Origin of the sequence: Streptomyces sp. NBC_01237 (genome assembly GCF_035917275.1) — a bacterium.
Taxonomy (GTDB): domain Bacteria; phylum Actinomycetota; class Actinomycetes; order Streptomycetales; family Streptomycetaceae; genus Streptomyces.
On record NZ_CP108508.1, the window covers coordinates 1,674,684 to 1,690,294 of the forward strand.

Genomic DNA, 15,611 nt, shown 5'->3' on the forward strand with positions numbered 1-15,611 from the left:
GAGACACCAACACGCCTGTTCCACTGGGCGAATGCGCCCTCAGCTGCGGCTGGTCACCCGTGACCACATCGACTTCGGTCGAGTGTGGTCATCCTCGTGTCGTCCTTGACCGCTCCACGTCACGGCATTCCCCGACACGACCGGTTTCCACCGCAGCACGAGATGAGGCTTCGCCATGCCCGTCGAGTTCCTCGGCATCGCAGCGACCAATGAAGGTTCCGAAGTGACCGCCCGCTCGGGGGCGTCCTTCGACAAGGAGTACACGCTCAAGCTGGCCCGCGCCCACCAGGACCACGGCTGGGACCGGGTGCTGTTCGCCTACGGCTCGGGCTCCCCCGACCCGTCCCCCGCCGCCGCGTACATAGCCGCCCGGACCGAGACCCTGCAGATCCTGGTGGCCCACCGCCCCAACGTCTCGTACCCCACCTTCGCGGCCAAGACCTTCGCGACCCTGGACCGGATCAGCGACGGACGCCTCGCCGTGCACTTCATCACCGGCGGGAACGACCACGAGCAGCAGCGCGAGGGCGACTTCCTCACGAAGGACGAGCGGTACGCGCGTACCCGCGAGGCCATCCAGATCATCAAGAAGGCCTGGACCTCGCACGAGCCCTTCGACCACGAGGGTACGCACTACCGCTTCAACGACTTCGTGAGCGACACCTTCCCGGTCCAACAGCCGCATCCGCGCGTCTCGTTCGGCGGATCGTCGGCCGCCGCCTACGCGGCCGGAGGCGCCGAGGCCGACATCTACTGCCTCTGGGGCGAACCGCTCGCCGAGACCGCCGAACAGATCGAGTCGGTGAAGGCCGCCGCGAAGGCCGCGGGCCGCACGGACGTCCCGAAGATCCAGGTCGCGTTCCGCCCGATCATCGCGCCGACCGAGGAACTGGCGTGGGAGAAGGCACATCGCACGCTCGACCGCATCAAGGCCCGCAGGGCCGGCACCCCACCGGCCCGCCGCCACCCGTTGACGAACCCCGAGAACTCCGGTTCGCAGCGGCTGCTCAGAGTGGCCGCGCAGAGCGAGCGCCACGACCGGGCGCTGTGGACACCCACCGCGGCCGAGACGGGCGGCGGGGGCAACTCGACGGCGCTGGTGGGCACACCGGAAACGGTGGCGCAGGCGCTGCTCGACTACTACGACCTGGGCGTGGACATCCTCTCCGCCCGCGGCTACGACCTGCTGGACGACGCCATCGACTTCGGCCGGTTCGTGATTCCCCTCGTCCGCGAGGAAGTGGCCAAACGGGACGCGTCCAGGCAAGCGGCCTGAGCAACCCCGCCGCACCCGGCCGCGGGAAGGGGCGGGCAGAGGGGGAACACCCCCTGCCCGCCCCGCCCGACGATCACCCCACGGAGCTGTACGCCACCACGCCCCGCAGCACCCCGTCCACGGCCTTGCGCGCGTTCTTCGCCACCGAACTCCCGTCCCGCGGAGCGGCGGCGGCGACCTGCCCCAGCACGTCGATCACCTGCTTGCACCACCGTACGAAGTCCCCCGCCGGCATCTCCGCCTCGCGCAGCACCTCGTCCAGCGTGCGCCCGGAGGCCCACATGTAGACCGCCCAGGCGAACCCGAGGTCGGGCTCGCGCTGTCCGACCCCCTCGGTCTGGTTGATCTTGAAGTCCTCCTCCAGGGCGTCGAGCCGGCCCCAGATACGGACCATCTCGGCCATGGCGGTCTTCGCGGGCCCGGACGGCAGCTTGGGGGCCACCGCGTCGTCCGCCTGCCGCGCCTCGTACACCAACGCCGAGACGCACGCGGCGAGTTCGGCGGGGTTCAGCCCTTCCCAGACACCCTCCCGCAGGCACTCGCTGGCGAGCAGGTCCAGCTCACCGTAGAGGCGGGCGAGCCGTCTGCCGTTGTCGGTGACCTCGCTGCCCTGGAGGTAGTCCAGCTCGGTGAGCAGCGCGACGATCCGGTCGAAGGTCCGGGCGATCGTGTTCGTCCGCCCCTCGATCCGGTGCTCCAGCTGCCGGGTGTCGCGCTGCAGCCGGTGGTACCGCTCGGCCCACCGGGCGTGGTCCTCCCGCTCGTCGCACCCGTGGCAGGGGTGCGCGCGCAGTTCGGTGCGCAGCCTGGTGATCTCCCGGTCGTCGGCCGCCGCGGCCCGCTGCTTGCGGTGCCGCTCCGGCTCGATGTGCCCCGCCTTGGTCCGCAGCGCGGACGCCAGATCACGGCGCGACTGCGGCGAGCGCGGATTGAACGACTTCGGGACACGCATCCGCTCCAGCGCCTCCACCGGCACCGGGAAGTCGATCGACGCCAGCCGCTTGACCTGCCGCTCGGCGGTCAGCACCAGCGGGCGCGGACCGTCGTGCTGGTCGAATCCGCGATGCCCGTTGGCCCGCCCGGCCGGCAGCCCCGGATCCAGCACCAGCGCCAGCCCGGCGAACTTGCCGGTCGGCACATGGATGACATCACCGGGCTTCAGCTTCTCCAGGGACGACGCGGCCGCGGCCCGCCGCTGTGCGGCGCCCTGCTTGGCCAGCTCCGTCTCCCGGTCCTTGAGGTCGCGCCGCATGCGCGCGTACTCCTCGAAGTCGCCGAGATGACAGGTCATGCCCTCCCGGTAACCCTCCAGCCCCTCCTCGTTCCGCTGGACCTGCCGGGAGATCCCGACGACGGACCGGTCGGCCTGGAACTGGGCGAAGGAGGTCTCCAGCAGCTCACGCGAACGGTGCCGCCCGAACTGCTGCACAAGGTTCACCGCCATGTTGTACGAGGGGCGGAAGCTGGAGCGCAGCGGATAGGTACGCGTACCGGCGAGGCCCGCCAGCGCCGTCGGGTCCATCCCCCGCTGCCACAGGACCACCGCGTGGCCCTCGACGTCGATGCCCCGGCGTCCGGCCCGGCCGGTGAGCTGGGTGTACTCGCCGGGCGTGATGTCGGCGTGCTGCTCGCCGTTCCACTTGACCAGCTTCTCCAGCACCACCGAACGCGCCGGCATGTTGATGCCGAGTGCCAGTGTCTCGGTGGCGAAGACGGCCTTGACGAGGCCGCGCACGAACAGCTCCTCGACGACCTCCTTGAACGTCGGCAGCATCCCCGCGTGGTGCGCGGCGATGCCCCGCTCCAGGCCTTCGAGCCATTCGTAGTAGCCGAGGACATGGAGGTCCTCGCCGGGGATGGACGCGGTCCGCTCCTCGACGATCTCCCGCACCAGCCGGCGCTTGGCCTCGTCGTTGAGCCGCAGCCCGGCGTGCAGACACTGCTGTACGGCGGCCTCGCAGCCGGCCCGGCTGAAGATGAACGTGATGGCGGGCAGGAGCCCTTCGGTGTCCAGCCGGTCGATGACCTCGGGGCGGCCCGGCGTCCAGATCCGGCTGCGCTGACGCCGCTCGCGCTCGCGGTCCGCCTCGCGCACCATCTTGCCGCGGCGGCGCTCGCGCGGGTTGTACCCACGCTGATTCTCCATCCGGGCCAGCCGGACGAGATCGGGGTTGACCTCACGGCGTCCGGCGCCGCGGCCGCCGTGGTCGGTCTCCTCCTCGAAGAGGTCGTACATCTTGCGCCCGGCCATGACGTGCTGCCAGAGCGGCACGGGCCGGTGCTCGGAGACGATCACTTCGGTGTCGCCGCGGACGGTGTCCAGCCAGTCACCGAACTCCTCGGCGTTGGACACGGTCGCCGAGAGGGACACCAGAGTCACCGACTCGGGCAGATGAATGATCACTTCTTCCCACACGGCGCCGCGGAAGCGGTCGGAGAGGTAGTGCACCTCGTCCATCACGACGTAGCCGAGGCCGGTCAGGGACTGGGAGCCCGCGTACAGCATGTTCCGCAGGACCTCGGTGGTCATGACGACCACCGGTGCCTCCGAGTTGACGCTGTTGTCCCCGGTCAGCAGACCGACCTTGTCCGCGCCGTAGCGCTTGACCAGATCGGCGAACTTCTGGTTGGACAGGGCCTTGATGGGCGTCGTGTAGAAGCACTTGCGGCCCTGCGCCAACGCCAGGTGCACGGCGAACTCGCCGACGATCGTCTTGCCCGACCCGGTGGGGGCCGCGACCAGCACCCCCTTGCCCGCCTCCAGTGCCTGGCAGGCCTCGATCTGGAACGGGTCCAGTCCGAATTCGTACATGTCTCGGAAGGGCCCGAGGGCCGTGGCCTGCTCGGCCGCACGGACCCGAGAAGCCTGGTATCGCTCAGCTGGTGAGAGGTCCTCTGTCATCTTGATACGAGCCTACCCGCCACCTCCGACAGTCAGCCCGATCTTTAAATCGCCGATCGGTTCACCCGGTGAGCACCCTGACCGCGCCGGGCACACAGGTGGCGGTGAGCGGCAGCGGCCCCAGCGGTTCACCGTCCGCGTACGCGGTCACACCGGCCGCCGCCAGCTCGATCGAGGAGACCCGGTGCACGGTGACCTTGGGGTGGCTCAGGTGCGTCCCCCGGTAGACCTTCGGGAACACCTTGAGCAGCGTGGCCCGGCCGCAGTCCGCGACCACGGTGACGTCGAAGAGCCCGTCGTCCATCACGGCGTCCGCGCAGATCCGCATGCCGCCGCCGTACGTGCTCCCGTTGCCGACGGCGATCAGTGTCGCCTCGATCTCCCGGACGTCGCCGCCGTCCAGCCGTATCCGGTACGGGATCGGCCGGAACGCGGCCAGCTCGGCGAGGATCGCGAGGTCGTACTTGAACCGGCCGCCGACCCAGCGCATCCGGTTGCCCCGGTCGTTCACCCGCGAGTCGAAGCCGGAGGCGAGCACCGACCCGAACCACCGCTCCCCGGCCCGGCCGAGGTCGATGTCGCGCACACCCCCGGACTTGAGCGCCCTCGCGGCCAGCCGTCCGGCGGCGGCCGGGTCCCGGACCGGCAGGCCCAGCGCACGGGCGAAGTCGTTGCCGGTGCCGACGGCGACGACACCGAGGGGTGTCGTGGTCCCGGCGACGGCCTGGAGGGCGAGGGACATCAGCCCGTCCCCGCCCACGGCTATCAGCGCCCCGGTCCCGGCGGCCACGGCCTGCCGGGCCCGGTGCAGGGCGTCGTCGGCGTCCTCACCGAGAACCGTGCGGACGGAGAATCCGGCGTCCCGCAACGCGGAAGCGGCCGGCTGCGCGGCGTGCGCGCCCCGGCCGCGTCCTGCGGTGGGATTGACGAAAAGGGTGATCTCGCTGGTCACCCGCCGGACCCTACAAGGTCAGGTGATGTCGTCGTAACCGTTCAGCCGGTGCCCGTCCGCACGGTCGGACTCCCCGGAAGCCTGTCCCGGAAGGGCCTTGCGCGAGGCGGACACGTTCTCCACCCCTCCGACGTCCTCGGGAGTGAGGTCGAGCTGCGAGGCTTCGTCGTCGTCGAGTTCGGCGTCGGGGTTGTTGCGGTTCTTCCGCTTGTCGTTCAGCAGGGAGAAGCCGACCGCGATGAAGTACAGCAGCGCGAGCGGTCCGGCGAGCAGCAGCATGGACACCGGCTCTCCGCCGGGGGTCGCGATGGCGGCGAACGCGGTGAGCCCCACGATCATGCCGCGCCACCAGGTGAGCATCCGCTTGCCGGAGACGACACCCGTCATGTTCAGCGCGATGAGCAGCAGCGGCAGCTCGAAGGCCAGGCCGAAGACGATCACCATGCGGGTGAGCAGATCCAGATAACTGTCGAGCCCGATCTGGTTCTGTACGCTCTCGGGGCTGAAGCCGAGCATGATCTCGGCCGTCTGCGGAAGGATCGCGTAGGCGAGATAGCCACCGGCGAGGAAGAGCGGGGCGCCCACGACGGCGAAGCCGTACGCGTACCGCTTCTCTCCGTTGTGCAGTCCCGGCGCGACGAAGGCCCACAGCTGGTAGAGCCAGACCGGGGTGGCGATCAGCACGCCGGACATCAGCGCGACCTTGAGGGCGTTGGTGAAGGGCGCCATCAGGGTGTCGGTCTTGAGCAGCGCGCACGGTTTCCCGTTGATCGCGATGACCACGCCGTCCTTGCAGCCGACCGAAGTCAGCAGCGGGCGCAGAAGGAAGTCGTAGATTTCCTTCTGGAAGAAGGCGGCGACGATCGTCACCACGACGATCGCGAGGACGGCCTTCAGAAGCCGGTTACGCAGCTCACGCAGGTGATCGAGGAGGGGCATGCGCCCCTCGTCGTCCTTCTCCTGCTTGCGGGCAGACTTGAGCAACCCACTTCCCTCGTCTCGTGCAGCAGCTGTCGGCGGAGCGTGTCAGCTGTCAGCTCTGGGTGGTGGGCTTGGCCTCGTTGACCGGGCGGGAGCTGGTGACATCTCCCGGAGCGGCCTGGATGGTGCGTGCGGCGGTGGACTGCGGCGGGGTCTGGTCCGCGACGGTCTCCGTCGTGGGCGCCGCCGGCTCGGCGTCGTCCTTCTTCATGGCCTTGGCCTCGCTCTTGAGGATGCGGGCCGACTTGCCGAGCGAACGCGCCATGTCGGGAAGCTTCTTGGCACCGAAGAGCAGCAGGATGACAGCGATGATCAGAACGATCTCGAGGGGCTTCAGATTGCCGATCATGTGCGACTTCCTTCTCACTGAGGCGACTGGAGGGTGGGCTCGCTACCCGTTCGGCAGGACATACGTCCGACCTGTGCGCTGGCAGCGATCGTAACCCGCAGGGGTAAACGTCAGGCAATGCCCGTGCGTACTCCCGATTGCGGCCCGCACCTCCCTGCCTGGGCCGACCCCAGCAGCGTACCCCCCGAAGTGGAGAAACATCAGGCCGCGGCCCTGCTATCGCAGGGCATCCCCGGTGGCGGCGAGGTCGGTCGCCGCTCGTTCGAGGTCCTCGGCCGCTCGGTTGATGCGCCGCGTGGTGGCGGACACCTGACGGCCCAGCCGCTGCGCTTCGACGAACACCTTGATGGCGAGGACACCGAGTACGGCGATGCCCAGGAATCCCAGGGCGATGGCGAGCATGGGCCAGAACATGCGGCAGAGCCTCTTCCTACGGGGCGGTGTGCAGGCGCAGCGTGGAGACGCCGCCGCCGGTGAGGAGTTCGATGATGCGTTCCCCGGCGGGCTTGCGGACCGCCGCGCCGCACTCGGGGCAGGTGAAGGAGTAGAACGTGGTGCGGCGGCCGGCACCGATCGCGAGGCGCAGGGCGTCCGCGGCGAGTTCGAAGCGCCCGCGGCAGTCCGGGCAGGCGGCCCGGAACCGAACGGCGGCGGGGACCGGGACGGGAACGGGCCCGGAGGACGGCACCGCCAGCACCGTCACACCCGACACCACAGACATATGATCCATATCTCCTCCGGTCGCCGCTCAGGCCACGCCGTCGTAGGCCGCCAGCGCGTTCCGGGCCGCCCGCCGCGCGCTCTCCGCCAGTTCGGGCGGGGACACGATGCGGCCTTCGCCGCCCAGTCGCAGCGCGAGCCTGCGCAGCGAGGCCGGGTCCGGGGTCCGCAGCGTGATCCGCAGCCCGCCGTCGGGGCGCTCCTCCGCGCTGTCGTGCGGGTAGTACTCGGCGACCCACCGGCCACCGGGCCCCACCTCGATGACGACCTCCGGGTCCTGCGCCGAGGGCTGCACCAGCCCTTCCGACAGGTCCCGCAGTTCCAGTTCAGGGGGCGCGGCCGGGGCGTCGAGCAGCCGGATCTCGGCGACCCGGTCCAGCCGGAAGGTGCGCCGGGCCTCGGAGAGCCGGCACCAGCCCTCCATATAGGTGTGCCCGACGGCGAACAGCCGGATCGGGTCCACCTCGCGTTCGGTCAGCTCGTCGCGCGCGGGCGAGTAGTAACGCAGCCAGAGCCTGCGCCGCTCGGAGATCGCCCGGTCGACATCGGCGAAGACCCCGCCCTCCGATTCGAAGGTCACCGAGAGCCGGGAGCTCGCCGCCCCGACCTCACCGGCCGCCGTCTCCAGCTTGGCGGTCGCCCGCACCAGGGCCAGCCGGTCGCTCTCGCGCAGTCCGGGCAGGGTCGCCACGGCGCGTGCCGCGACGAGCAGGGCGGTGGCCTCGTCGGCGGCGAGCCGCAGCGGCTCGGCCACGTCGTCGGGGTTGTGCCACCAGATGCGGTCACCGTCGGTGTCGATGTCCAGCAGGTCCCCGCCCCGGAAGCTGGTCCCGCACATGGGGAGCACATCGAGGTCCGAGATCAGCTCGTCCTCGGTGATCCCGAAGGCGCGGGCCACGTCCTGGACGTGCGCGCCGGGGCGCTCGCGCAGATACGTCACCAGGGAGAGCATCCGGCGGGTCTGGTCGATCGCGTTCGTGGCCATCGGTACGGTCCCCTAGTCCTTGGCCACGGCGCGCAGCCGGTCCACCACATCGGCCCGCAGGTCGGCGGGCTCCTCCACGACGACGTCCGGGCCGAACTCGACGAGCCAGGCGTCCAGGCCGTGCCCGTACGGGATCTCCAACTCGTCCCACCCGTCGCCGAGTTCCCGTACCGCTATCGCGCGTGAGCGCAGCGGGTAGCCGGAACCGGACCGCAGCCTGATCCGCGCGGTCCTGGTCGCGGTCTCCCCCGCCCAGCTCTCGACGGTCTCGCGCACCGTCACCACGTCGGGCACCTCGGCGGTGAAGGCGCCGGACCTGGAGCGCACCTTGCCGGCGATCCGGGACAGCCGGAACACCCGCTCCGCACCCCGGTCCCGGTCCCAGCCCGCCAGGTACCAGTGCCCGCGCCAGCACTCCAGGGTCCAGGGCTCGACCTGGCGCTGTGCGGGCCGGGCCGAGTTCGCCTTGCGGTAGTCGAAGGTGACCGGGCGGCGGTCACGGCAGGCCAGCATCAGCGGCTCGAAGGCCGCCTCATGCACCGGAATGCGGGGTTCGAGGGCGCTGTGGACCTCGTACGCGTCCTCCGCCTCCGGCATGCCCGCGGCCCGCAGCTTCTGCAGCGCGCCGCTGGCCGCCCCGGCGAGCCGGGCCTGCTGCCACACCTTGGCGGCGAGCCCGAGCGCGGCGGCCTCCTCGGCGTCCAGCGTGATGGGCGGCAGCCGGTTGCTGTCGCGGCGTGCCAGATACCCGGTGTCGCCGTCCAGGTTCTCCACGGTCTCGATGATCAGTCCGAGTTCCCGCAGGTCGTCCTTGTCCCGCTCGAACATCCGGTTGAAGGAGTCGTCGGAGCCGGCTTCCAGGTATGCCTCGATGGAGCCGCGAAGCTCACGCTTACTGAGCGGGCGCCGGGTTCCCAGCAGACACAGCGCCAGGTTCATCAGCCGCTCGGCCTTGGCAATCGCCATCGACGCCCTTTCTCTCCATGCTATGACCGTCGACCGTACCGCCCCCGGGTGTCCGAACAAAAAGCGAGGTCCCGCGCCGGACAGCGTGAGGGCCCATGCCGTACGGCATGGGCCCTCACTCACGTCCGACGGACCGGTCAGACTCCGACCAGGTCGCAGACGAAGATCAGCGTCTCGCCCGGGGCGATGGAGCCGCCACCGGCGCCGCGGTCACCGTACGCGAGGTGCGCGGGGATGGTCAGCTCGCGACGGCCGCCGACCTTCATGCCCTGGACGCCCTGGTCCCAGCCGGAGATGACCTGACCGGCACCGAGCTGGAAACGCAGCGGGGTGCCGCGGTTCCACGAAGCGTCGAACTCCTCGCCGGTGGAGAAGGCCACACCCACGTAGTGGACGGAGACGCTGTCGCCGGCCTTGGCGACGGGGCCGTCGCCCTCCCAGATGTCCTTGATCTGAAGGTCGACCGGCGGCTCGCCACCCGGGAAGTCGATCTCGGGCTTCTCGATGTTCACTGAACTGCTCCTCTAAATGATGAACTGGGCAACCGGGACAGTCTTACATCTTCGCCAGGATGTCCACGGCGAAGATCAGCGTGGACTTGGCGGGGATGCTCTGCTGGGCCTTGTCACCGAACGCCTGGTCCGGCGGGATGACGAGCAGCACCCGGCTGCCGACCTTCTTGTCGATCAGACCGTCCTTGAGCCCCTTGAGGGTGATCTGGGCCAGCGGGAAGGTCTGGGTCTTGCCCTGTGCGTAGGTGCTGTCGAACTGCTTGCCACCCTTCCACACCAGACCCACATAGTTCACGACGACACTGTCGCTCTCCTTGATGACCGCACCGTCGGACTCCAGGATGTAGTTGGAGACCAGCTTCTTCGGCGGATCGCTCTTGGGGATCGTGACGGTCGGCGCCTTGCCGTCGGTCTTCGTACCGACCTTCGGCAGGTCGATGTTGTCCTGGGCGACCTCACTGCCCTTGGCGGAGGCGGGGATCTGCGTCGCCTTCAGGACGTCGACGACGAAGACGAGGGTGGCGTTGGGCTTGATGTCGCCCTGCCCCTGCTCGCCGTAGCCGAGCGCCGGGGGGATGACCAGCTGGACACGGCTGCCGACCTTCTGCCCGACGAGACCCTTGTCCCAGCCCTGGATGACCATGCCGGCGCCGAGCGTCAGGTCGAACGGCTGCTTACGGTCGAAACTGTTGTCGAACGGCTTGGTGGAGTCCCACGACTGCCCGAGATAGTTGACCTGGATCGCGTCGCCGTTCTTGAGCTTCGCGCCGTCACCCTCGCTGATGACCTCGGTCTTCAGTTCCTTGGGCGGATCACCCTTGCCCTTGGCGAGGGTGGGCTTCTCGCCGAACTTCGCACCCGCGGTGATCGCGGGCATTCCGTTCTTCGACGAGGCGGAGTCGGAGGCCTTGTCGTCGCTGCCGCATGCCGCTGTCGACAGCAGCAGGAGGGGGACGACGAGAAGGCCGGCAAGTCGGCGCACTGGTTCCTCAGATCTCAGGGGGCACGGTAGTTGGGTCCCGGACACTCTAGGCCGTGCACAGGGCCCCGTACGAGGAACGTACGGGGCCCTGTCGTGTGAGAAGCCGAGGCGTGTCCTGTCGTCGGCTCACATACCCGCGATCAACTTCTCCACTCGGTCGTCCACGGAACGGAACGGGTCCTTGCACAACACCGTTCTCTGCGCCTGGTCGTTGAGCTTGAGATGGACCCAGTCGACGGTGAAGTCCCGCCGCTGCTCCTGCGCCCTGCGGATGAAATCACCGCGCAGGCGCGCCCTGGTGGTCTGCGGGGGCACCGATTTGCCCTCGAAGATCTTCATGTCGTTGCAGATGCGGGCGACCTGGCCCTTGCGCTCCAGCAGGTAGTAGAGCCCGCGACGACGGTGGATGTCGTGATACGCGAGGTCTATCTGGGCGACCCGCGGATTCGACATGGTCATGTTGTGCTTGGCCCGGTACCGCTCGATGAGCTTGTACTTCATCACCCAGTCGATCTCGGTGCCGATCCGGTCGAGGTCCTCGGCCTCGATGGCATCGAGGGTGCGGCCCCACAGTTCGAGGACCTGGTCGACGGTGCCGGTCCGGATGCCCCGGCGCTCGACGAAGTCGACGGCCTTCTCGTAGTACTCGCGCTGGACCTCGATGGCCGAGGCCTCACGGCCGCTGGCCAGGCGCACCTTGCGCTGACCGGTGATGTCGTGGCTGACCTCGCGGATCGCCCGGATCGGGTTCTCCAGGGTCAGGTCCCGCATGACGGTGCCCGCCTCGATCATGCGGAGCACCAGGTCGGTCGCGCCCACCTTGAGGAGCATGGTCGTCTCGGACATGTTCGAGTCACCGACGATGACGTGGAGGCGGCGGTACCGCTCCGCGTCCGCGTGGGGTTCGTCGCGGGTGTTGATGATCGGACGCGAGCGGGTCGTCGCGGAGCTGACGCCCTCCCAGATGTGCTCGGCGCGCTGGCTGACGCAGTAGACCGCTCCGCGCGGCGTCTGGAGCACCTTGCCCGCGCCGCAGATCAGCTGCCGGGTGACGAGGAAGGGAATGAGAATGTCCGCGAGCCGGGAGAATTCTCCGTGCCGGGCCACGAGGTAGTTCTCATGGCATCCGTAGGAGTTCCCCGCCGAGTCGGTGTTGTTCTTGAAGAGATAGACGTCGCCCGCGATTCCCTCCTCGTGCAGGCGGCGTTCGGCGTCGACGAGCAAACCTTCGAGAATGCGTTCGCCGGCCTTGTCGTGCGTGACCAGTTCGGTCACGTTGTCGCATTCGGGGGTGGCATATTCCGGATGCGATCCCACGTCGAGGTAGAGGCGGGCGCCGTTCCGCAGAAAGACGTTGCTGCTGCGGCCCCATGACACAACACGGCGGAAGAGGTAGCGCGCCACTTCGTCAGGTGACAGTCGGCGCTGTCCCCTGAACGTGCACGTGACGCCGTACTCGTTCTCCAGCCCGAAAATGCGGCGGTCCATGACTGAACATTACGCCTTATGGCCTGAGCTGAAACCGGGTTCGACGGCACCGTTTCGATCATTTTCCGATCCCGTCACAACAGCGGTCGTACGCCCGGGATCTGCGAGGACCCTTCCGGTGGCCAGCAGAACCACCAGGGCGGCCACCCCACCGGCCCCCGCGACCGCGAAGCTCCACGCCGTTCCGCCGAGCTCCACCGCCGGGCCCGCCGCGGCCGTTCCCGCCGCGGCGCCTACGCCGAACGTGGTGACGAGCCAGGAGAACGCCTCGGTCACCGTGCCCCGCGGGGCATGCCGGTCCACGACGATGAAGGAGCAGGCGATCGCCGGGGCCAGGAACACTCCGGCCAGCGCGGCGAGCGCCGTCATCACGGGCACCGAGGGGGTCAGCATCAACGGCAGGTAGCCCAGCGCCAGCAGAGCGACGATCACCCGCAGCCGCCGCTCCGGCGCGCCCGCCCACTGCCGTGCCCCGTAGGTCGCACCGCCGATCAGCGCGCCGAGACCGAGCGCGGCCATCAGCCAGCCGTACACGGATTCCCTGCCGTGGTCGTCCGCGTAGGCGACACCCGCCACGGTGATCGAGCCCAGCGCGAGCCCGACGAAGAAGAACGCGCCGAGCAGCGCGAGGAGTCCGGGCGAGCGCAGGGCACCCAGCCAGTGCGCCTCGCGGGGCGCCGAGCGCCAGGCGCGGGAGGGCTCCGACAGTACGACGGACAGGGCGCCCAGGACGCCTATCGCGTTGATGACGAGGAGCGCGGCGGCGGGCGACCAGAGGGAGACCAGGACCGTCACCAGGAGCGGGCCGACGGTGAACATCACCTCCTGGGCCACGGCGTCCATGGCGTACGCCCGGTGCACCCGGTCCTCGCGCCCCAGGACGCTCGGCCACAGGGCCCGCAGCCCGCCCTCCAGCGGCGGCGTGAAGAGTCCGGCGACGATCACCGCGAGGTAGGCCAGCGGCAGCGTGCCGAGTCCCACCAGGGCGAGCAGCGACATACCGAGCGCGGAGAGCACCGCGGCGGGGAACTGGATGCGCGGCTGCCCGTAGAGGTCGACGGCCCGCCCGAGCAGCGGCTGTCCGACCGCCGTCGCGAGGCCGTACGCGGCGGCGAGGGCGCCCGCCTGTGTGTAGCTGCCGCCCTCGGCACGGGTGAACAGCACGATGGCGATGTGCGCGGTGCCGCTCGGCAGCCGCCCCACCAGAGTGCCGGTCAGCAGCCGGGCGGCATGCCGCGCCCGGAGGATGTCCAGATATCCCGCGGCCATTCCCGCCCCCTCACCCCCGGCCGGACTCCCGCCCCGCCGAGGTTTTACGTATAACTTCGAGGCACATACGTACCATGACGGCAGTCCGCGGGTCCACCTCGCGGCACCCCGGGATCTCGCACCGCCCCGTCCCGGTCACCCCGCACCACCCCGCACGGAGGCCCGAGTGACCAGCGCACAGCCACCCGCCCCGGCACGGCCCACCAGCCGCGACGTGGCCCGCGCGGCGGGTGTCTCCCAGGCCACCGTCTCCCTCGTGCTCGGCGACAAGTGGCACGGCCGGGTGTCGGACGCCACAGCGCAGCGGGTACGCGATCGCGCCACGGAGCTCGACTACCGGCCGAACCTCGCCGCCCGCAGCCTCCGCCTCGGCCGCACCCGGACCGCGCTGCTGGTGGTCCCCGCCCTGACCAACGAGTTCTTCGCCCGGGTCTACACCGGCGCCGCCGCCGTCGCCGCCGAGCACGATTTCGGTGTCGTGCTCTACCCCTCGCCCGACGGCACCGGCCCGGCCCGCGACCCCTTCGCCTCCGCCCGCGCCGCTCTCGACGGGGTGATCGCCTCCTCCATGGCCGCCGATGCCCTCGGCGCGCTGCACGGCGCCGAGCTGCCCCTGGTCATGCTGGACAGCGACCCGTCCGGCCCGGAAGCCGCCGCGCATGTGAACCTCGACATCACCGACGGCATGCGGCAGGTGGTGGAGCATCTGCTGTCCCTCGGGCACCGTCGCTTCGTGCACCTCGCGTCCGCCGTGGACACCTGGACGTTCGCGGTCCGCGCCCAGGCCCTGCACAAGGCTCTGCGGGACGTGCCGGACGCCGTAGTCGACACCGTCCGGGCGCCCCTCGACGTACGCGCTGGGCGGGAGGCCACCGCGCGGGTACTGGACACCGACGGGCCCCGGCCGACCGCGATCGTCTGCGACGACGACATCCTGGCCGCGGGTGCCTGCAAGGCCGTCCGCCGGCTCGGGCTGCGGGTGCCGGACGACGTCTCGGTCACCGGGTTCGACGATCTGGCCCTGGCCACCGCGGTGGAACCGGAGCTCACCACGGTGAGCCTGCCCGCCGAGCAGGTCGGCGAACGGGGCATGAGAGCGCTGCTCGCCGTCCTGGACGGCCGCCCCGCGGAACCGGGCAGCCTGCCCGTCGAACTGGTGGTGCGCGGCTCCACCGCCCCGCCTTCCGAAGTCGCCGCCCGCTCATGACTGTGCCCCGGCACGCGGTGGACCGCGGGCCGGGGCACAGGAGCAAGCCTGACCGCAGGGGTCTACTCCTGCGACGACTCCGGCGTCTCCGAAGCTCCGGACGACTCCGACGACTCCGAAGCGTCCTTGCCCGTGGAGGATCCACCGGCACCCTTGGCGCCGGCCTTCTTGGCGCCCGTCCCCTCGGCACCGGCCTCCTTGGCACCGGCCGACTCGGCCGGCGCGTCGGCGGAATCGGCGTCCTCGATGTCGGACGGGGCGTCCGTCGGAGTGGTCCCCGCCGCGTCCGCGTCCAGCAGCCGCGTCAGCTGCCGGCCGACGATCCGCTTGAACTTGCGCTGCTGCGGCCGCGTACGGTCCAGAACCGCGACCTCCAGCCGCTCCGCGGGAATCTCCCGCTCGCCACCGTTGGGCTCGCGCGACAACGCCTGGACGGCGAGCTTGAGCGCCTCCGCCAGCGTCATGCCATCACGATGGCGCTGGTCCAGGAAGCTGCTGATCTGCTCCGCGTTGCCGCCGACCGCGACCGAACCGTGCTCGTCCACGATGGAACCGTCGTGCGGCAGCCGGTAGATCTGGTCGCCTTCGGCCGCGGCACCGACCTCGGCGACCACCAGCTCCACCTCGTACGGCTTCTCGGCCGCGCTGGAGAAGATGGTGCCCAGCGTCTGCGCGTAGACGTTGGCCAGCCCACGGGCCGTCACATCGTCGCGGTCGTAGGTGTAGCCCCGCAGGTCCGCGTAACGTACGCCGCCGATGCGGAGGTTCTCGTACTCGTTGTACTTGCCGGCGGCCGCGAAGCCGATCCGGTCATAGATCTCGCTGAACTTGTGCAGCGCACGGGACGGGTTCTCGCCGACGAACACAATGCCGTCGGCGTACTGCAGCACTACCAGGCTGCGACCACGGGCGATGCCCTTCCGGGCGTATTCCGCCCGGTCGGCCATGGCCTGCTGAGGTGAGACATAGAACGGCGTCGACACCGGCTATCCGTCCCTTTCTGTCAGTGACGAGTGCATCGA

15 protein-coding genes are annotated in these 15,611 nt (G+C 70.0%); 2 read left to right on the plus strand and 13 right to left on the minus strand.

What is annotated here, in order from left to right:
* Positions 1-175 precede the first annotated feature (175 nt).
* Entirely contained in the window at positions 176-1,276 is a 1,101-nt protein-coding gene (locus tag OG251_RS07425; protein WP_326676404.1) for an LLM class flavin-dependent oxidoreductase, read from the plus strand.
* 73 nt (positions 1,277-1,349) lie between these two features.
* Here OG251_RS07425 and OG251_RS07430 read toward each other — a convergent pair whose 3' ends face one another.
* The 12 genes from OG251_RS07430 to OG251_RS07485 form a co-directional block, all read right to left on the minus strand.
* Positions 1,350-4,178: a DEAD/DEAH box helicase gene (locus tag OG251_RS07430; protein WP_326676405.1), complete on the minus strand. Its 2,829-nt coding sequence runs from the start codon at positions 4,176-4,178 to the stop codon at positions 1,350-1,352.
* 61 nt (positions 4,179-4,239) lie between these two features.
* Entirely contained in the window at positions 4,240-5,130 is an 891-nt protein-coding gene (locus tag OG251_RS07435) for a diacylglycerol kinase (RefSeq protein ID WP_326676406.1), read from the minus strand.
* Between the two features lie 18 nt (positions 5,131-5,148).
* Positions 5,149-6,114 carry a twin-arginine translocase subunit TatC gene (gene tatC / locus OG251_RS07440; protein WP_326676407.1) on the minus strand — a complete coding sequence of 322 codons (966 nt, stop codon included), beginning with the start codon at positions 6,112-6,114 and terminating at the stop codon, positions 5,149-5,151.
* A 49-nt stretch (positions 6,115-6,163) separates the two neighbouring features.
* Entirely contained in the window at positions 6,164-6,460 is a 297-nt protein-coding gene (gene tatA, locus OG251_RS07445; protein ID WP_073729225.1) for a Sec-independent protein translocase subunit TatA, read from the minus strand.
* Positions 6,461-6,676: 216 nt separating this feature from the next.
* Positions 6,677-6,874 carry a hypothetical protein gene (locus OG251_RS07450; RefSeq protein WP_326676408.1) on the minus strand — a complete coding sequence of 66 codons (198 nt, stop codon included), beginning with the start codon at positions 6,872-6,874 and terminating at the stop codon, positions 6,677-6,679.
* Positions 6,875-6,890: 16 nt separating this feature from the next.
* Positions 6,891-7,190 carry a hypothetical protein gene (locus tag OG251_RS07455; protein ID WP_326676409.1) on the minus strand — a complete coding sequence of 100 codons (300 nt, stop codon included), beginning with the start codon at positions 7,188-7,190 and terminating at the stop codon, positions 6,891-6,893.
* An 18-nt stretch (positions 7,191-7,208) separates the two neighbouring features.
* Complete coding sequence (locus tag OG251_RS07460) at positions 7,209-8,165, minus strand: helix-turn-helix transcriptional regulator (RefSeq protein WP_326676410.1); 957 nt, start codon at positions 8,163-8,165, stop codon at positions 7,209-7,211.
* A 12-nt stretch (positions 8,166-8,177) separates the two neighbouring features.
* On the minus strand, positions 8,178-9,131 hold the full coding sequence (locus OG251_RS07465) for a helix-turn-helix transcriptional regulator (protein ID WP_073729217.1): 954 nt from the start codon (positions 9,129-9,131) through the stop codon (positions 8,178-8,180).
* A gap of 137 nt (positions 9,132-9,268) precedes the next feature.
* Positions 9,269-9,643, minus strand: coding sequence for an FKBP-type peptidyl-prolyl cis-trans isomerase (locus OG251_RS07470; RefSeq protein ID WP_326676411.1), 375 nt, complete (start codon positions 9,641-9,643; stop codon positions 9,269-9,271).
* 43 nt (positions 9,644-9,686) lie between these two features.
* Complete coding sequence (locus OG251_RS07475) at positions 9,687-10,625, minus strand: FKBP-type peptidyl-prolyl cis-trans isomerase (protein ID WP_073729213.1); 939 nt, start codon at positions 10,623-10,625, stop codon at positions 9,687-9,689.
* Positions 10,626-10,751: 126 nt separating this feature from the next.
* A complete protein-coding gene (gene pafA, locus OG251_RS07480; protein ID WP_073729211.1) occupies positions 10,752-12,113 on the minus strand; it encodes a Pup--protein ligase in 1,362 nt (453 codons plus the stop codon).
* Between the two features lie 9 nt (positions 12,114-12,122).
* A complete protein-coding gene (locus tag OG251_RS07485; RefSeq protein WP_326676412.1) occupies positions 12,123-13,382 on the minus strand; it encodes an MFS transporter in 1,260 nt (419 codons plus the stop codon).
* 166 nt (positions 13,383-13,548) lie between these two features.
* Between OG251_RS07485 and OG251_RS07490 the strand changes: the two genes are divergently transcribed.
* Entirely contained in the window at positions 13,549-14,589 is a 1,041-nt protein-coding gene (locus OG251_RS07490) for a LacI family DNA-binding transcriptional regulator (RefSeq protein WP_326676413.1), read from the plus strand.
* A 62-nt stretch (positions 14,590-14,651) separates the two neighbouring features.
* Here OG251_RS07490 and prcA read toward each other — a convergent pair whose 3' ends face one another.
* Positions 14,652-15,572: a proteasome subunit alpha gene (prcA, locus tag OG251_RS07495; RefSeq protein WP_326676414.1), complete on the minus strand. Its 921-nt coding sequence runs from the start codon at positions 15,570-15,572 to the stop codon at positions 14,652-14,654.
* Between the last annotated feature and the right edge of the window lie 39 nt (positions 15,573-15,611).